The sequence below is a fragment of the Stenotrophomonas sp. GD03680 genome, assembly GCF_029844625.1.
GTDB classification, from domain to species: Bacteria; Pseudomonadota; Gammaproteobacteria; order Xanthomonadales; family Xanthomonadaceae; genus Stenotrophomonas; species Stenotrophomonas maltophilia_P.
The window spans coordinates 204,027-219,679 of the sequence record NZ_JAOCKC010000004.1; the positions used below are offsets into that span (position 1 = coordinate 204,027).

At 67.0% G+C, this 15,653-nt stretch carries 19 protein-coding genes and 1 tRNA gene; 6 read left to right on the forward strand and 14 right to left on the reverse strand.

Features of this window, described 5'->3' with window-relative positions; all coding sequences use genetic code 11:
* Positions 1-187: 187 nt before the first annotated feature.
* Together N5J29_RS07255 and N5J29_RS07260 are read left to right on the forward strand one after the other, a co-directional pair.
* Complete coding sequence (locus N5J29_RS07255; RefSeq protein WP_053518696.1) at positions 188-463, forward strand: hypothetical protein; 276 nt, start codon at positions 188-190, stop codon at positions 461-463.
* Positions 464-474: 11 nt separating this feature from the next.
* A complete protein-coding gene (locus N5J29_RS07260; protein WP_053518695.1) occupies positions 475-708 on the forward strand; it encodes a DUF1653 domain-containing protein in 234 nt (77 codons plus the stop codon).
* A 76-nt stretch (positions 709-784) separates the two neighbouring features.
* On the opposite strand, the gene N5J29_RS07265 is transcribed toward N5J29_RS07260, so the two are convergent.
* From N5J29_RS07265 to N5J29_RS07275, 3 genes are all read right to left on the reverse strand, one after another.
* Positions 785-958 (reverse strand): DUF1328 domain-containing protein, encoded by a 174-nt coding sequence (locus tag N5J29_RS07265; RefSeq protein WP_006380555.1) that lies wholly within the window; start codon positions 956-958, stop codon positions 785-787.
* Between the two features lie 106 nt (positions 959-1,064).
* A complete protein-coding gene (locus tag N5J29_RS07270; RefSeq protein ID WP_053518693.1) occupies positions 1,065-1,706 on the reverse strand; it encodes a LysE family translocator in 642 nt (213 codons plus the stop codon).
* A gap of 97 nt (positions 1,707-1,803) precedes the next feature.
* On the reverse strand, positions 1,804-2,436 hold the full coding sequence (locus N5J29_RS07275) for a cation transporter (protein ID WP_197624191.1): 633 nt from the start codon (positions 2,434-2,436) through the stop codon (positions 1,804-1,806).
* 107 nt (positions 2,437-2,543) lie between these two features.
* Here N5J29_RS07275 and N5J29_RS07280 point away from each other — a divergent pair, with 107 nt between their 5' ends.
* Positions 2,544-3,239, forward strand: a complete 696-nt coding sequence (locus N5J29_RS07280) for an aspartate/glutamate racemase family protein (protein ID WP_065175530.1) — start codon at positions 2,544-2,546, stop codon at positions 3,237-3,239.
* 19 nt (positions 3,240-3,258) lie between these two features.
* On the opposite strand, the gene N5J29_RS07285 is transcribed toward N5J29_RS07280, so the two are convergent.
* From N5J29_RS07285 to thrS, 10 genes are all read right to left on the reverse strand, one after another.
* Positions 3,259-3,654: a hypothetical protein gene (locus tag N5J29_RS07285; protein ID WP_164150609.1), complete on the reverse strand. Its 396-nt coding sequence runs from the start codon at positions 3,652-3,654 to the stop codon at positions 3,259-3,261.
* A 216-nt stretch (positions 3,655-3,870) separates the two neighbouring features.
* A tRNA-Pro gene (locus tag N5J29_RS07290) sits at positions 3,871-3,947 on the reverse strand.
* A 67-nt stretch (positions 3,948-4,014) separates the two neighbouring features.
* Positions 4,015-4,371: a MerR family transcriptional regulator gene (locus tag N5J29_RS07295; protein ID WP_053518690.1), complete on the reverse strand. Its 357-nt coding sequence runs from the start codon at positions 4,369-4,371 to the stop codon at positions 4,015-4,017.
* The gene (locus tag N5J29_RS07300) at positions 4,352-4,651 is read right to left on the reverse strand and encodes an integration host factor subunit alpha (protein ID WP_005410432.1); all 300 of its coding nucleotides are present in this window, start codon (positions 4,649-4,651) and stop codon (positions 4,352-4,354) included. The genes N5J29_RS07295 and N5J29_RS07300 overlap by 20 nt, the downstream gene beginning before the upstream one ends.
* 27 nt (positions 4,652-4,678) lie before the next feature.
* Positions 4,679-7,060, reverse strand: a complete 2,382-nt coding sequence (gene pheT / locus N5J29_RS07305; protein ID WP_164150611.1) for a phenylalanine--tRNA ligase subunit beta — start codon at positions 7,058-7,060, stop codon at positions 4,679-4,681.
* A gap of 85 nt (positions 7,061-7,145) precedes the next feature.
* Positions 7,146-8,141 carry a phenylalanine--tRNA ligase subunit alpha gene (locus N5J29_RS07310; protein ID WP_164150613.1) on the reverse strand — a complete coding sequence of 332 codons (996 nt, stop codon included), beginning with the start codon at positions 8,139-8,141 and terminating at the stop codon, positions 7,146-7,148.
* 190 nt (positions 8,142-8,331) lie between these two features.
* Positions 8,332-8,691 (reverse strand): 50S ribosomal protein L20, encoded by a 360-nt coding sequence (gene rplT, locus N5J29_RS07315; protein WP_005410435.1) that lies wholly within the window; start codon positions 8,689-8,691, stop codon positions 8,332-8,334.
* 11 nt (positions 8,692-8,702) lie between these two features.
* Positions 8,703-8,900, reverse strand: a complete 198-nt coding sequence (gene rpmI, locus N5J29_RS07320) for a 50S ribosomal protein L35 (RefSeq protein WP_005410436.1) — start codon at positions 8,898-8,900, stop codon at positions 8,703-8,705.
* A gap of 266 nt (positions 8,901-9,166) precedes the next feature.
* Entirely contained in the window at positions 9,167-9,694 is a 528-nt protein-coding gene (gene infC, locus N5J29_RS07325; protein WP_075076340.1) for a translation initiation factor IF-3, read from the reverse strand.
* A gap of 63 nt (positions 9,695-9,757) precedes the next feature.
* The gene (gene thrS, locus N5J29_RS07330) at positions 9,758-11,659 is read right to left on the reverse strand and encodes a threonine--tRNA ligase (protein WP_065175534.1); all 1,902 of its coding nucleotides are present in this window, start codon (positions 11,657-11,659) and stop codon (positions 9,758-9,760) included.
* A gap of 431 nt (positions 11,660-12,090) precedes the next feature.
* Here thrS and N5J29_RS07335 point away from each other — a divergent pair, with 431 nt between their 5' ends.
* Genes N5J29_RS07335 through N5J29_RS07345 form a run of 3 tightly spaced genes read left to right on the forward strand, consistent with a single transcriptional unit; the run spans position 12,091 to position 14,220 of the window.
* A complete protein-coding gene (locus N5J29_RS07335; RefSeq protein WP_053518685.1) occupies positions 12,091-12,387 on the forward strand; it encodes a hypothetical protein in 297 nt (98 codons plus the stop codon).
* On the forward strand, positions 12,387-12,650 hold the full coding sequence (locus N5J29_RS07340; RefSeq protein WP_053518684.1) for a hypothetical protein: 264 nt from the start codon (positions 12,387-12,389) through the stop codon (positions 12,648-12,650). Before N5J29_RS07335 ends, N5J29_RS07340 begins: the two co-directional genes overlap by 1 nt.
* A gap of 10 nt (positions 12,651-12,660) precedes the next feature.
* The gene (locus tag N5J29_RS07345; protein WP_128988813.1) at positions 12,661-14,220 is read left to right on the forward strand and encodes a PepSY-associated TM helix domain-containing protein; all 1,560 of its coding nucleotides are present in this window, start codon (positions 12,661-12,663) and stop codon (positions 14,218-14,220) included.
* A 37-nt stretch (positions 14,221-14,257) separates the two neighbouring features.
* On the opposite strand, the gene N5J29_RS07350 is transcribed toward N5J29_RS07345, so the two are convergent.
* Positions 14,258-15,448 carry a glycoside hydrolase family 18 protein gene (locus N5J29_RS07350; protein ID WP_164150614.1) on the reverse strand — a complete coding sequence of 397 codons (1,191 nt, stop codon included), beginning with the start codon at positions 15,446-15,448 and terminating at the stop codon, positions 14,258-14,260.
* Between the last annotated feature and the right edge of the window lie 205 nt (positions 15,449-15,653).

Consider the following 15,653-nt stretch of genomic DNA (forward strand, 5'->3'; position numbering starts at 1 on the left):
CACCAACAGGGGCCCCTTCCACATGCGCACCTTCCAACCGCCGCAGCGCTCGACGCTGCTGAAGTTCTACTTCGCAGCCTGCTACCTGGTCCTGATCGAGGAACTGATCCGCGCGTCGATGAGTTGAGCGCTTGCCGCTGCTGCTGGCCCGCCGCACACTGATGGTTTAGGCCACGGAGTGTCCTCGATGAAAGCCCTCATGCTGGCGCCGATGCTGCTGGCCCTGGCCGCCTGCGCGGCACCGCAACAGACGCCCGTGCGCGAAGCGGCAGCCACTTCCGCCCCCGTAGTCGGCGGTGATCGCGATGCCCATGGCTGCATCGGCTCGGCTGGCTACCAGTGGTGCGAGCGCAGCCAGCGCTGCGAGCGCCCCTGGGAACTGGCCCAGGCGCAGGGCCTGGCCAACACCGCCGAGGCGATCGACGCCTACTGCGCGATGCCGGCACAGCCGGCGCGCAGATGAGTGCCGCACCCATGACGGCGCTCAGTCCCCTGCCCACGCTTGCGCGCGGCCGCTATCGCCATTTCAAGGGCGGCGAGTATGAAGTGATCGACATCGTGCGCAGCAGCGAGACCCTGCAGCCGATGGTGCTGTACCGCGCACTGTATGGCGAAGGCGGATTGTGGGTGCGACCGTACGCCATGTTCGTAGAACAGGTACCGGGCGCACTTGGCCCACAGCCTCGTTTCGCACGTATCGAAGACTGAAGACTGCGCGTGTCGCGTGAGACTGCGCGTGTCGCGTGGCAGCGCACGCCTGCGCGCGCTGCCACGCAGACAGCCGCTAGCTGACCTTCTTCGCGACGGTCATGCCCAGCAGGAACAGCACCACGGCAATGATGATGCCGGCCCAGAACAGGAACTTGGCGATACCCACCGCGGCACCCGCGATGCCGCCGAAGCCGAGCACGCCGGCGATCACACCGATGATGGCGAAGATGATGGCCCACTTGATCATGTCGATCCTTTCCCCACAGGGACTGAAAACAGTGCGATCAGCCTAGGCCGCAGCCGATGCCAGCCTCGTGAGGGAGCCGCGCGTGCGGCGTGAAGCCGCATACGGATCAACGGGGCCGGAAGCGCAGCAGGGCCACCGCGAACGCCAGGAACACGCTGCCCACCAGCCGCTCGAACCAGCGCCGGGCGAACGGCCGGCCGAGCCAACGGCGCAGGCCATGGCCACCGGCGGCATACATCACGTACCAGAACAGCTCGCAGCTGGCGAAGGTTGCCACCAGTACGCTGTACTGCACGGCCTGCCCCCGCGCGGGATCGACGAACTGCGGCAGGAACGCCGTGGCGAACAGCAGCAGCTTGGGATTGCTCAGGCCCACCAGCAGGCCGCCGCGGAATACCGCCCAGGCTCCGTCCGCTGACAGCACCGTCGCCGGGGCCTCAACGTCCACCGGCGCTGCCGGCCGGCTGCTGTCGCGCCACGCTTTCAGGCCCAGCCAGGCCAGGTAGGCCACGCCCAGGTAGCGCAGCACTTCAAACAGCATGGGTGAGGAGTGCAGCAGTGCGCTCAACCCGGCGGCGGAGGCCGCCAGTACCGCCAGCATGGCCAGCAGGCAGCCGGCCATGGCCGGGAGGCTGGCGCGGAATCCCAGGCCGACGCTGCGTCCGAGGATATGCAGCATGTTCGGTCCAGGGGTGCCACACAGCACGAACACCGTAGCCAGGAACCACCACCAGGTCTGCAGGGACATTCGGCCATCCACGAAAGAGAACCGTCCCAGCATAGGCGGTGGCTCACCGCGACGTCACATACAGCGCGATGCCGATGCGACGGTTACAGGCGGCCACTCACGCATGAACCTGCCGTGCCGCGCGCAGCTCCGACCACGCCGTACCCAGCACACGCATCGCCGACCGCAGAAACAGCACCAGCAGTGCGGCCGCCACCAGCAGATCGGGCCAGCCCGCACCGAACAGCGCCACCAGCCCTGCAGCCAGCAGCACCGCCGAGCCCTCGTACAGATCGTTGCGCGAGCACTCCCAGGCCGACGACAGGTTGACGTCATCGTTGCGATAGGGTGTGAGCAGCCACAGGCACAGTGCATTGGCTGCCAGATTGAGCAGGGCGGCCAAGCCCATGCTGGCGAACAGCGGCACCTCCGGATGCAGCAGGCGCCAACCGATCTGCACCGCCACGGCCACCGCTGCGGCAAGGATCAGCAGCCCCTTGAACAGCGCCACACGTGCCTTGGCGACGATGCCCGCACCCACCACCGCGAGGCTGAGCGCATAGGTGGCCGCGTCGCCCAGATTATCCAGCGCACCGGACAGCAGTGACGAAGAATGGCTGTACCAGGCGGCCAGCACCATCATCGCGAACGTGGCAAGGTTGACCAGCAGCACGATCCGCAGCACGCGGCGGTGACGCGCCTGCATCGCCGCCAGGTCCATCGTCCTGCCGCAGCCACAGCATTCGCCCATCACCCTGCCCTCGATCATCGATGGCCGCATTATCGCGCCTGTCAGCGGTCGCGGCGACATCGCTACCCGCCTGTGCTGCAATGTCGCCTCCCCACCTGGAGCGGCACATGAAGACCCTGGGCCTGATCGGCGGCATGAGCTGGGAGAGTTCGGCGCAGTACTACCGCCTCATCAACGAAGAGGTGCGCCGTCGCCTGGGGGCCGCGCACTCGGCGCAGCTGCTGATGTGGTCGGTGGATTTCGCTCCGATCAAGCAGTTGCAGCACGACGGCGACTGGGACGCGCTTGCGCGGCACATGGTGGATGCGGCAGAGCGGTTGCAGGCGGGTGGCGCCGATGTACTGCTGATCTGCACCAATACGATGCACGCGCTGACCACGCAGATCGAAGCAGCCTGCCCGTTGCCGCTGCTGCACATCGCCGACCCGACTGCCACCGCCATCGTGGCGGCCGGTTGGCGCAGGGTAGGCCTGCTCGGTACGGCCTTCACCATGGAGCAGGACTTCTACCGGGGACGCCTTGCCGGTCGCTTCGGGCTGGAAGTGCTGGTACCCGAGGCCGAAGATCGCCAGCAGGTCCACGACATCATCTACCAGGAGCTGATCGCCGGCGTGGTCAGCGAGCGCTCGCGACAGGTCTACGCCGACGTGATCGCGCGGCTGGTGGCGCGTGGTGCCGAAGCGATCATTCTCGGCTGTACCGAAATCATGCTGCTGGTACGCCCGGAAGACAGTGCGGTGCCGCTGTTCGACACCACCACCCTGCACGCCCTGGCAGCGGTTGACGCCGCGCTGGCGGGATAGACAGCCGGCGCGGACGCGATCAGTCCGCCCCCTGCACCTCCAGCGCCGTGACCAGCCAATCCACCACCGACTGCGAGTCGCACAGGAAGAAGATCGCATCCCCGGACCGGGCCTCGGTCAACAAGCGATAGACCGTGATCGCCACCGCCGACTGATTGGCGATGAACACCTCGGGGCTGCGCGGCCCCTCGTTGTGCCGGGAAACGGCCTGCAATGCGCGCCGCGCGGCCACCGTTGCGGCCGGGTCGGCACTGCGGGTCAACTCGGGCCCACGCAGGCCCCAGCTGACAAAGACGTGCTTGCCCTTGAACGTGGTGTCCAGGACCTGCACCTCGGCGGCACCTGCCTCAGCCGAGCGATGAATGACGGTACTGCTGATCAACGCAACCCCCTGTGGTCGTCGTGGTCCGCGCATCCACCTCCACGGACCCGCTGCACGCCCGTGACCGCAGCCACATGCTGCGCCAGCGGACGCGGAAGAGAGGCGGAAGGAGAAGCCGATGCGATCGGATGTGCAGCGATGATACGGGATGTCGGTCACGCATGGGCTGGCGTACACGGCCGCATCGCCCATCGGTTCACCCACAAAAAAGCCCACGCATCGCTGCGCGGGCCTTCTGTTCCATCACAGTGGTCGGGACGGCCGGATTCGAACCGACGACCCTCTGCCCCCCAGGCAGATGCGCTACCAGGCTGCGCTACGCCCCGACTGATGCTGCGATGTTCCCGCCAGTGCGGCGGGGCGTGAAGTATAGCGGATCACGCGGGATTTGGGTCACCGGCGAAGCAATTGCAGCACTTCTTCCAGCTCCATCCGCACCTGCTTGATGATCTGGTTGCTCAGCGCCGATTCCTCGCGGGCATCGGGGCCCTCCAGACGCAGGCGTGCACCGCCGATCGTGTAGCCCTGTTCGTACAGCAGGCTGCGAATCTGCCGCACCATCAGCACGTCATGGCGCTGGTAGTAGCGGCGGTTGCCGCGGCGCTTGGCCGGCTCAAGGCTGGGAAACTCTGTTTCCCAGTAGCGCAGCACGTGCGGCTTGACGTCGCACAGCTCGCTCACTTCACCGATGGTGAAGTAGCGCTTGGCCGGGATCGGCGGTAGTTCGCGGTTACTGCCCGGATCCAGCATAAGCTTCCACCCTTTCCTTGAGCTTCTGGCCCGGACGGAAGGTGACCACCGTACGGGCGGAAATCGGAATTTCCTCGCCGGTCTTCGGATTGCGGCCCGGGCGCTGGTTCTTGCGCCGCAGGTCGAAATTGCCGAAGCCCGACAGCTTCACCTGACGTCCCTGTTCCAATGCTTCACGCAGCACATCGAAAAACGCGTCGACGAATTCCTTGGCTTCACGCTTGTTCAGACCGACTTCGTCGAACAGCTTTTCCGCCATCTCCGCCTTGGTCAATGCCATTGCCTGCTACCCCCGAGTGCTGCCCGCTCAGCCGCGGATCCGGGCGTGGTGTTCACGCTCGATGGCGGTGACCGCCTCGGCCACCACCGCATCCACGTCGCGGTCCGTCAGAGTGCGCGACTTGTCCTGCAAAATCAAGCCCATAGCGAGACTCTTGAATCCCGGCTCGACCCCTTGGCCCACATAGCGGTCGAACAGGTTCAGCTCGCGCAGGAGCGGGCCGGCGGCCTGGCGGACCGTGGCGGCCAGATCGCTCCAGGCCACCTGATCCGGCACCAGGAACGCCAGGTCGCGGCGCACCGCCGGGAAGCGCGACAGCTCGCCGGCACGCGGCAGGCGGCGCGCCGACAGCGGCTCCAGGTCCAGCTCGAAGGCGTAGACGTCGGCCTCGATGTCCATCGCCTTGGCCAGGCGCGGGTGGATCTGGCCGATCCAGCCGATCGCAACGCCGTCGCGGAACACCTCGGCCGAGCGCGCCGGGTGGCCATGCGCACGGCTCGACGGGCGGAACTCCAGCGAGGCACCACTGGCAGCAGCCAGGGACTCCAGATCACCCTTCAGGTCATGGAAATCGACCTTGCGGGAAGGCAGACCCCACTGCACCGCCTGCGCATCGCCGCACACCGCGGCAGCAACACGCGGAGTTTCCAGCGGCGCCGGCTGGCCCTCCCCGGCCTGGCGGGCGAACACGCGGCCGATCTCGAACAGGCGCACCCGGCCCAACTGGCGCGCGGCGTTGCGGCCCAGCGTGGCCACCAGGCCCGGCAGCAGCGACGGGCGCATCACTGCCAGTTCGGCCGACAGTGGATTGGCCAGCGGCACCAGATCGTCGCGCAGCTGCCACTGGGTCAGCAGCGCATCGTCGACGAAGGCGAAATTGAGGGTTTCCTGCAGGTCGCGCGCGATCAGCTGGCGACGCACGCTGAGGGTGTCGAGCTGGGTCTCGCTCGGCATCGCCACGCGCGCGGCACCGCCCGGCAGGGTGGTGGGAATCTGCTCGTAGCCATGGATGCGGGCCAGCTCTTCGATCAGGTCCTCTTCGATGGCGATATCGAAACGGCGGCTCGGTGCGGTGACCTGCAAGCCGTCGGCCGTGGCCACCACCTCCATGCCCAGCGCGCGCAGGATGCGCTCCACTTCGGCATCCTCGATGGTGATGCCGAGTACGCGGGTAATGCGCGCGCGGCGCAGCGCGATGGTGGCCGGCTGGGGCAGGTCAGCCTCGCGCACGGCCTCGGTGACCGGTGCCGGGGCGCCGCCGGCCAGGTCCAGCACCAGGCGGGTGGCGTACTCGATGGCGGTGCGCGGCAGCGCCGGATCGACGCCGCGCTCGAAGCGGTGGCCGGCATCGGTGTGCAGGCCCAGCTTGCGGCCACGGCCCATGATCGCTGCCGGTGCGAAGTGCGCAGCCTCCAGGAACACGCTGGTGGTCGCGTCGGTCACACGGGAATCGAAGCCCCCCATCAGACCCGCCAGGCCCACCGCTCGATCAGCATCGGTCACGACCAGGAAACTGTCGTCCAGCACGGCATCGCGGCCATCGAGCAGCTTCAGGTTCTCGCCTGCGCGTGCGCGCCGCACGGCGATGCTGCCCTGCAGGGTGCCCAGGTCATAGGCATGCATCGGCTGACCCAGTTCCAGCATCACGTACTGGGTGATGTCGACCAGCAGCGACACCGGACGCACGCCACTGCGGCGCAGGCGCTCGGCCATCCACAGCGGGGTCTTCGCCGCAGGGTTCAGGCCCTCGATGACGCGCCCCAGGTAACGCGGCGCCTCGGCGCCGGCGTCGAGCCGGATCGACAGCTCGCGGCTGCCGACGGCGGCGACCGGTGCTGCAGCGAAGTCCAGCACCTGGCTGCGGGTGGCGGCCGCCACGTCGTAGGCGATGCCGCGCACGCTGAAACAGTCGGCACGGTTCGGGGTCAGCTTGATCTCGATGCTGGCATCGGGCAGGCCCAGGTAGTCGACCAGGGCCTGGCCGACCGGGGCATCCGCGGGCAGTTCCAGCAGGCCGGAAGCATCGTTGTCCAGGCCCAGCTCCTTCGCCGAGCACAGCATGCCGTTGGACTCGACACCCCGCAGCTTGGCCGGCTTGATCTTCAGTTCGCCGATCTGCGCACCGACCATCGCCAGCGGCGCGACCAGGCCCGGCCGCGCGTTCGGTGCGCCGCAGACGATCTGCAGCAGCTCGCCCTGCCCGGCATCGACCCGGCAGACCTGCAGGCGGTCCGCTTCGGGATGGCGCACGGCCTCGACGATGCGCGCCACCACCACGTGCTGCAGGCCCTCGCCCAACGCGGTCACGTCTTCCACTTCCAGGCCGATCGCGGTCAGCACCGCACTCAGCTCATCGCGCGACGCGCGGGTGGGGACGTGGCTGCGCAGCCAGTTTTCGGAGAATTTCATGTTGTCACCCTGGTGGACCCGGCGCAGGCGCCTGGGCCGTCGAATGTTTGAGTCCGCCAGGCTGGGCCCGGCGTTGCCGAATGCGTTACGCGAACTGCTTCAGGAAGCGCACATCGTTCTCGAAGAACGCGCGCAGATCGTTGACGCCGTAGCGCAGCATCGCGAAACGCTCCACGCCCATGCCGAAGGCGAAACCGGTGTAGCGCTCAGGATCGATGCCGACGCTGCGCAGCACGTTCGGATGGACCATGCCGCAGCCGAGCACTTCCAGCCAGCGGGTGCTGCCATCGGGCTGCTGCCAGGCGATGTCCACTTCCGCACCGGGCTCGACGAACGGGAAGTAGCTGGGACGGAAGCGCATCTCGAAGTCGCGCTCGAAGAAGGCACGGACGAATTCGGCAAGCGTGCCCTTCAGGTCGGCGAAGGTCGAGTGCTCGTCCACTAGCAGGCCTTCCACCTGATGGAACATCGGCGAATGGGTCTGGTCGCTGTCGCTGCGGTACACCTTGCCGGCGGCGATCATGCGCAGCGGCGGCGCATGGTTGCCCATGTAGCGCACCTGCACACCGGAGGTGTGCGTACGCAGCAGGCGGCCGTCACCGAAGTAGAAGGTGTCATGCATGGCGCGCGCCGGGTGGTGCGGCGGGAAATTCAGCGCCTCGAAGTTGTGCCAGTCATCCTCGATCTCCGGCCCTTCCGACAACTCGTAGCCCAGTCGGCCGAAGATGCCGGTGATGCGCTCCAGGGTACGGGTGATCGGGTGCAGGCCGGCGCGTTCGCCATTGCGGCCCGGCAGGGTGATGTCGATGGCTTCGGCGGCCAGGCGCGCATCCAGTGCCGCATCCTCCAGCAGCGCCTTGCGCTCGCCCAGCGCGCGGGTCAGTGCGTCGCGGGCCTGGTTGATCGCTTCACCGGCGGCCTTGCGCTCGTCGGCCGGCAGGGCGCCGAGCTGCTTGAGCTGCGCAGTGATGCTGCCGCTCTTGCCGAGCAGGGCCACGCGCAGTTGCTCCAGCACGTCGGGGCTCTGTGCAGCGGCCACCTCGGCCAGCGCCTGGGTGGTGAGGGATTGGATGTCGCTCATGGGGGGCCGGAACTCCAGTCGATCTGCCATCGCGGCAGGCGAAGGGCCGACCCCTGTCGCCACCGCCGTCCCCGCGTCGCCGTGGCCACGCCGGGACCCAAAAAAGAATGGGGAAGGACTTGCGCCCTTCCCCATGCATTGCCTTGACCTGACACCGTTCCGGATGAACGGCAACGGCATCGGGAAGGACTTATGCCGCCAGCGCGCCCTTGGCCTTTTCGGCCAGCGCGGCAAAGCCGGCTGCGTCGTGCACGGCGATGTCAGCCAGGACCTTACGGTCCAGGGTGATGCCGGCCTTCAGCAGGCCGTTCATGAAGCGGCTGTAGCTCAGACCATTGATGCGGGCAGCCGCATTGATGCGGGTGATCCACAGCGAACGGAAGTTGCGCTTCTTCTGCTTACGGCCGATGTAGGCGTACTGCTGTGCCTTGATGACCGCCTGCTTGGCGACGCGGAAGACCTTGCGGCGGGCGTTGTAATAGCCCTTGGCGAGATCCAGAATCTTCTTGTGGCGGCGACGCGCCTGTACGCCACGCTTAACTCGTGCCATTTTTCAGTTCCTCAGAGGTAAGGGAGCATGCGGTCCAGACGGCCTGCGTCTTCTGCACGGACATGGCCCGTCTGACGCAGATTACGCTTACGCTTGGTCGCTTTCTTCGTGAGGATGTGGCTACGGTTGGCGTGGCCGCACTTGTACTTGCCCGAGGCGGTCTTGCGGAAACGCTTGGCCGCTGCCCGGTTGGTCTTGATCTTGGGCATTGCAATGTCCTTGATGGGATTTGACCCTGGTTTCTGACTGATCTGGCGGCGGCCTGGGCCGCTCTTTCCGTCCTGCCATGATCGGCGTACGACCCGTCCTGGGTGGGTCGAGCCGGGCATGATACAGGCAAAACCGCCCTGCCACCAGCCCCAGCACCCCTTGCGCCGGCATTTCACCGGCATCCTGCAAAAGCAAAGGGACGCCAGTGGCGTCCCCTTACCCTGAACCATTCAGCCAGGCGCCCCGGAAGGCGGCCCGTCAGGCCTCAGGTCTTCTTCTTCGGCGCGATCATCATGACCATCTGACGCCCTTCCAGGCGCGGACGGGATTCAATGACGATGTCCTCGCCCAGATCGGTCTCGATCCGGTTGGCCATTTCGCGACCCAGTTCCTGGTGGCTCATTTCACGGCCACGGAAACGGATGTTGACCTTGATCTTGTCGCCTTCTTCAAGGAACCCGCGCATCTTGCGCAGCTTGATCTGGTAGTCGCCCTCGTCCGTGACCGGACGGAACTTCACTTCCTTGATCTCGACCTGCTTGGTCTTCTTCTTGGCCTCGCTGGCCTTCTTCTGCGCTTCGAACTTGAACTTGCCGAAGTCCATGATCTTGCAGACCGGCGGATCGGCCTGCGGCTGGATTTCGACCAGGTCCAGGCCTTCATCTTCGGCCATGGACAGCGCTTCGTCGCGCGACAACACGCCGATCATTTCTCCGTCACTGCCGATCACGCGGACGCGCGGCACACGGATTTCCTGATTCTTGCGGTTCTGTTTGTTGTCAGGGGTGCTGATATTACGTTCTCCCAAGGGTATCGAACCGGTCCGGGTGCCTGTGCACCCGGACCGGACCTTTGCTTACGCGCCCTCGGCCTGGAGCCGCTCGATGAAGGCCTGCAGGCTCATGCTGCCCAGGTCTTCGCCAGAACGCGTACGCACCGCCACAGCCCCATTTTCCTTCTCGCGGTCACCAATGACCAGCAGGTAGGGCACGCGCTGCAACGTATGCTCGCGGATTTTATAGCCGATCTTCTCGTTACGCAAATCCGAGCTGACGCGGAAGCCTTGCTCCGCAAGGGTTTTGGTCACGCCCGAGACGTAGTCGGCCTGGGCGTCGGTAATGTTGGCCACCACCACCTGGGTCGGCGCCAGCCAGGCCGGGAACTGGCCGGCATGGTGCTCGATCAGGATGCCGATGAAACGCTCCATGGAGCCGACGATCGCCCGGTGCAGCATGACCGGGTGCTTCTTCTGGCTGTTCTCGTCCACGTACTCGGCGCCCAGGCGGCCGGGCATCATGAAGTCGACCTGCATCGTGCCCAGCTGCCAGGTACGGCCGATGGCGTCCTTCAGGTGGTACTCGATCTTCGGGCCGTAGAAGGCGCCCTCGCCCGGCAGTTCCTGCCACTCCACGCCGCAGCTGGCCAGCGCCGAGCGCAGTGCGCCCTCGGCCTTGTCCCAGGTGGCGTCATCGCCCAGCCGCGATTCCGGCCGCAGCGCGATCTTGATCTGGATCTCCTCGAAGCCGAAGTGCCGGTAGACCGCCAGCGCCTGCTGGTGGAAGGCGGTCACTTCGGATTCGATCTGCGCCTCGGTGCAGAACACATGGCCGTCGTCCTGGGTGAAGCCGCGCACGCGAAGGATGCCGTGCAGTGCGCCGGAGGGCTCGTTGCGGTGGCAGGAACCGAACTCACCGTAGCGGATCGGCAGGTCGCGGTAGCTGTGCAGGCCCTGGTTGAACACCTGGACGTGGCCCGGGCAGTTCATCGGCTTGACCGCGTAGGTGCGCTTTTCCGACTCGGTGAAGAACATGTTGTCCTGGTAGTTGTCCCAGTGACCTGACTTCTTCCACAGGCTCACGTCCAGGATCTGGGGGCAGCGCACTTCGCCATAGCCGCTGTTGCGATAGACCTTGCGCATGTACTGCTCGACCACCTGCCACAGCGCCCAGCCCTTGGGGTGCCAGAACACCAGGCCCGGCGCCTCTTCCTGCAGGTGGAACAGGTCCTGCTGCTTGCCGATGCGGCGGTGGTCGCGCATTTCGGCTTCCTCGATGCGCTTGATGTAGGCATCGAGCTGCTTCTTGTCGGCCCAGGCGGTGCCGTAGATGCGCTGCAGCTGCTCGTTCTGCGCGTCACCACGCCAGTACGCACCGGAAATGCGGGTCAGCTTGAAGGCCTTCAGGAAGCGCGTGTTCGGCACGTGCGGGCCACGGCACATGTCCACGTACTCCTGGTGGTAGTACATGCCCATGGCCTGGATGTCGTCGGACATGTCCTCGATCAGGCGCAGCTTGTAGTCCTCGCCACGCGCCTTGAAGATCTCGATCACTTCCGCGCGCGGCGTCATCTTCTTGATGACGTCGTAGTCCTGGGCGATCAGTTCACCCATGCGCTTCTCGATCGCGGCCATGTCGTCCGGGGTGAACGGGCGCTCGGAGTAGATGTCGTAGTAGAAGCCCTCGGCGATCACCGGGCCGATGACCATCTTCACGTCCGGGTACAGCTGCTTGACGGCATGGCCGACCAGGTGGGCGCAGGAGTGGCGGATGATCTCCACGCCCTCCTCGTCCTTGGCGGTGATGATGCGCAGGCTGGCATCGTGATCGATGACGTCGCTGGCATCGACCAGCACGCCATCGACCGAGCCGGCGATGGTCGCCTTGGCCAGGCCGGCACCGATCGACTGGGCGACGTCCATGACGCTGACGGGGTTTTCGAACTCGCGGCGGCTGCCGTCGGGAAGGGTAATGTTGATCATCGCAGTGGCTTCGTGCGGGGGCCCGCGCTGCGGGCTGGAAAGCGGCTCCGGGCAGGCGCCCGGGCAATAAAAAAGCGCCGCGAGGGCGCCTGGAACGCAGGGCCTTCGGGGGCAGGTCAACCGTGGGCGGTGGTAGTGCTCATGTCGCACGCTCGGCCGGCGCTGGGCGCGGGCCACCTTGTTCCAGTCAGGATAATGACTGCGATTTTAGACCAGTGCGCGGGAAAGCCCAAGCACTCCCCGTCGCGCCCCTGAATGGCCGTCGCTGGCAGCCTGAAATCGCAATGATTACCATATCCAGGCAGCCCGCCCCGTGCCAGCCTGCCCGCTTTCCCCCAGGACCTCGTGATGCGCCACCCGCTCCGACCGGCCTACGCCGGCCCCGCCCGTGTCCCGCGTTCGCCGCCCTCGCGCCGCGCAGGCTGCCGGCAATGATCACTGTCGGCCTTTCCACGCTTGGCTTCTGCAGCCTGGGCGTGCTGTCTGCGATGTTCTCGGCGACGGCCTTCTATGCCGCCTCGCCGCATTGCCGCTGGCCGCGCCTGCGCCGGGCTGGCCGGCTTGGCCGACAGATCGGCCTGGTTGCCGCTGCGGCCGCACTGTGGCTGTGGATGGCCGAACTGGGCTTCGCCGCCGGGCTGGTGGCGATGCTGTGCACCTGGATGCTGGCGGCGATGCTGCTGCCGGCCATCGCCGCTTGGCACCGCCCCGGCGCGGAGCCGCGCTGATGTGGGCCCGCGCCCTCGCCGGCATCTTCGCCGGCTTCCTGCTGGCCGCGGCCGCCACCGGACTGGTGGCCTGGCTGCCGCCCGGCCCATGGCAGCACGCCCTGGTACCGGCCCTGATCGCCTTCATCCCGCTGTGGATGCTGGCCGCCCTCTGGGCGTTCAGCTTCCGCCGCGCCGCACACGCCTGGCTGGCCCTGGCCGGCAGTGCTGGCGCCGGCTTCGCCGTGCTCGGCCTGCTGCGCCTGGCCGGTGCGGTGCAATGAGACCGTCCCCATGAAGTTCTCCTCGCAGACGCTGCGAACGTTCACCACCCTGCACACCTGGGTCGGCCTGGTCGCCGGCTTTGGCCTGTTCGTGGCCTTCTATGCAGGCGCCCTGACCCTCTTCCACCATGACCTGCCGTTGTGGCAGACGCCGGGCGCGGCGACGGCATTGCCCGCGGACCTGGATGACGCACAGCACCTGCTCGAGGACGTGCTGGCAGCCCACGCGGAGGCACGCCGCCATGTCGGCATGACCTTCCCCGGCACCGACCATCCGCAGCCGCTGGCCTACTGGCAGACCGATGACGGCAGCTGGCGCTATGCGTGGCCGGGACACACCGCCGGCAGCCCGACGCCGCCGCAGACCGGTCTGGCCGAACTGGTCAACGAGCTGCATTACAGCCTGGGCCTGCCGGTGGCCGGCGTGTATGTAATGGGCATCGTCAGCCTGCTGTACGGCATGGCCCTGCTCAGCGGCCTGGTGATCCACCTGCCGAAACTGCTGGGTGACCTGTTCGCGTTGCGCCCGGGCCGCAACCTCAAGCAGCAGTGGCAGGATGCGCACAACGTGATCGGCGTGCTCAGTCTGCCCTTCCATCTGATGTTCGCCGTTACCGGCGCCCTGCTCTGCCTGGCGTTCGTACAGATGGCACTGCTCAATCCGCTGATCTTCGATGGCAAACTGCTGCAGGCCGTGCCGACCGCGATGGATACCGCTCCGGTGCGCGAGGCCAGCGGCGTTCCGGCACCGCCGGGCAGCCTGCAGGTCCTGCATGCGCGCGCCCTGGAAGTGGCCCGCGCCCAGGGCGTGGCCAACTTCGAACCGGCCTATCTGAAACTGGCCAATGGTGGCGACGCCAAGGCCACCATCGAGATCACCGGCGAATCCACCGGCACGCTGGGCCCGCTGGGGGCGGTCGCCCTGGACGTGGCCACCGGCGACGTGCTGGCCACGCAGCTGCCGGGCCAGCGCGATGCCAATCACGCTACGCTGAGCGCCGCCTATGCGCTTCATTTCGGTGAGTTCGGCAACGGCGTGGTGGTCTGGTTGTACTTCCTGATGGGGCTCGGCGGCGCCTTCCTGTTCTATTCCGGCAACCTGCTGTGGATCGAATCGCGACGCAAGCGACGCCAGCCCGAGCAGTCGCGTGCGGCCGTCAACATGGCGCGTGCCACCGTCGGTGTCTGCATCGGCCTGTGCGTGGCGATCTCGTTGGCGTTCGTGGTGGCGCTGGTGCTCGAACGCGCAGCACCCGCGGCGGTCGACCCGGGCATCCGTTGGGCCTGTTTCAGCAGCTGGGCCGCGTGCGCGCTGTGGGCATTCCTGCGCAGGCCCGCACAGGCTGCCCGGGAACTGCTGTGGGCCGCTGCGGCCGCGACCGCGCTGGTGCCGGTCCTGCATGGTGCATTGAACGGTGACTGGCTGTGGCGTGCCGCCGCTGCCGGGCACTGGCCGCTGTTCTGGATCGACGCCGTCGCCCTGGCGATGGCCTTCGGCTTTGCGCGCCTGGCGCTGGCCAGCCAACGCCGGGCGCGCAACGGCGACCCCAACAGCGTCTGGGCCGACTGACCGCCCCGCCGGGCCATGCCGGCGGAGCGCGGCGCCTTCAATCGCCCACGCGGGCCTTGTGCCAGGGCGCCAGCATCGCGTTGAGCAGGCTGGCCTGTTCATCGTCGCCGGTCAGCTCCCACATGAAGACACCGGCCAGCCCCTGTTCGCGGGCGAACTGCGCCCGCAGGCCGATCGAACGCGGGTCTTCATAGCTGATGAAGACGTTCTCCCGCGGGTTGTACAACCACGGGCTCTGCGCCTGCGGGTGCCAGTGCCTGGTCCAGCCCGGCTGATCGAGGTAACGCGCCTTGATCACCCGCCAGTCGCCGGCATCGGCCGGCGCACTGTAAGCCTGGTACAGGCCGTCGGCAGTCTCCCCGGTCACCTTGAAGCCGCGCCCGTAGAACGGCACGCCCAGCACCAGCTTGTCCGCCGGCACGCCATGTTCGCGGTAGTACTGCACCGCACCGGCCACGTTGTTCCAGCGCCGCAGTTCCGGCGCCAGCGGGTCGGCCGGCACTTCATGCAATGGCGCGTTGAAGGTCGACACGGCCGAAAAACCGGTACCCATGTCGTAGCTCATCAGGTTGATGAAATCGAGTATCCGGGCCAGCGCCGGCAGGTCGTAGCTGGCGGCGGGATCATAGGGGCCATCGGTCTGCAGCCGGCCAGCGGCCAGCGCGGCGGTCAGCAGCATCGGCTGCCCTGCCCTGCGCCCGTACGTATCGAGCGCGGTACGGAACGCCTGCGCCAGGCGCGTCATGTTGGCCCGGTCCTGCGGACGATGGGCCAGTTCCTTCGGGCCGCCACTGACCGGAAACTCCCAGTCGATGTCCACGCCATCGAAGCTGCCTGCGTGCCGCTCGAAGAACAGCGCCATGCAGGAGTCGACCAGGCGCCTGCGGCTGGCTTCGGTCAGCGCGGCATCGGAGAACCCACCGGCGCCCCAGCCGCCGATCGAGATCAGCGTGCGCAGATGCGGATGCGCTTTTTTCAGGTCAGCCAGCTCGGCAACGTTCTTCGATGCGTCCGCACCGATCGCGCACCGGCCGTCTTCGATGGTGGAGAACGCGTAGAACAGATGCGTCAGGCGCTCGGCTGGAATGCTCGAAACCGGATAGCGCCCGGCCGAGCCACCGGGGTAGTAGGCGCCGAAGATCGGCGACTGCGCCGGCGCAGCGTGCACTGCGCCGGGCACGGCAGCAGTGACGAGTACGGCAAGGACGGCCAGGGTCTGGCGGAACATGGGATCTCCCGGTTCGAAGGCGCAGCCACGGTAGCAAACCGATCACGCCCCGGCGCGGCTTCATCGAATGTCGTCCACTGGACAGGCACGGACGCCCGCAGGATGACATCGGCATGTCCCTGACGCCCCACGGCAGGACAGCACGCTGCCGTCGCCGGTACTGGCCCTTCAGAATTCTTCAGACACGCTTCCAGCACTTCAGCGA

Excerpts from the sequence above, each read along its gene's own strand:
- N5J29_RS07255 (WP_053518696.1), top strand. The coding sequence starts at position 188 with ATGAAAGCCCTCATGCTGGCGCCGATGCTGCTGGCCCTGGCCGCCTGC.
- N5J29_RS07260 (WP_053518695.1), top strand. The coding sequence starts at position 475 with ATGACGGCGCTCAGTCCCCTGCCCACGCTTGCGCGCGGCCGCTATCGC.
- N5J29_RS07265 (WP_006380555.1), bottom strand. The coding sequence starts at position 958 with ATGATCAAGTGGGCCATCATCTTCGCCATCATCGGTGTGATCGCCGGC.
- N5J29_RS07270 (WP_053518693.1), bottom strand. The coding sequence starts at position 1,706 with ATGTCCCTGCAGACCTGGTGGTGGTTCCTGGCTACGGTGTTCGTGCTG.
- N5J29_RS07275 (WP_197624191.1), bottom strand. The coding sequence starts at position 2,436 with ATGGGCGAATGCTGTGGCTGCGGCAGGACGATGGACCTGGCGGCGATG.
- N5J29_RS07280 (WP_065175530.1), top strand. The coding sequence starts at position 2,544 with ATGAAGACCCTGGGCCTGATCGGCGGCATGAGCTGGGAGAGTTCGGCG.
- N5J29_RS07285 (WP_164150609.1), bottom strand. The coding sequence starts at position 3,654 with ATGCGCGGACCACGACGACCACAGGGGGTTGCGTTGATCAGCAGTACC.
- N5J29_RS07295 (WP_053518690.1), bottom strand. The coding sequence starts at position 4,371 with ATGCTGGATCCGGGCAGTAACCGCGAACTACCGCCGATCCCGGCCAAG.
- N5J29_RS07300 (WP_005410432.1), bottom strand. The coding sequence starts at position 4,651 with ATGGCATTGACCAAGGCGGAGATGGCGGAAAAGCTGTTCGACGAAGTC.
- pheT (WP_164150611.1), bottom strand. The coding sequence starts at position 7,060 with ATGAAATTCTCCGAAAACTGGCTGCGCAGCCACGTCCCCACCCGCGCG.
- N5J29_RS07310 (WP_164150613.1), bottom strand. The coding sequence starts at position 8,141 with ATGAGCGACATCCAATCCCTCACCACCCAGGCGCTGGCCGAGGTGGCC.
- rplT (WP_005410435.1), bottom strand. The coding sequence starts at position 8,691 with ATGGCACGAGTTAAGCGTGGCGTACAGGCGCGTCGCCGCCACAAGAAG.
- rpmI (WP_005410436.1), bottom strand. The coding sequence starts at position 8,900 with ATGCCCAAGATCAAGACCAACCGGGCAGCGGCCAAGCGTTTCCGCAAG.
- thrS (WP_065175534.1), bottom strand. The coding sequence starts at position 11,659 with ATGATCAACATTACCCTTCCCGACGGCAGCCGCCGCGAGTTCGAAAAC.
- N5J29_RS07335 (WP_053518685.1), top strand. The coding sequence starts at position 12,091 with ATGATCACTGTCGGCCTTTCCACGCTTGGCTTCTGCAGCCTGGGCGTG.
- N5J29_RS07340 (WP_053518684.1), top strand. The coding sequence starts at position 12,387 with ATGTGGGCCCGCGCCCTCGCCGGCATCTTCGCCGGCTTCCTGCTGGCC.
- N5J29_RS07345 (WP_128988813.1), top strand. The coding sequence starts at position 12,661 with ATGAAGTTCTCCTCGCAGACGCTGCGAACGTTCACCACCCTGCACACC.
- N5J29_RS07350 (WP_164150614.1), bottom strand. The coding sequence starts at position 15,448 with ATGTTCCGCCAGACCCTGGCCGTCCTTGCCGTACTCGTCACTGCTGCC.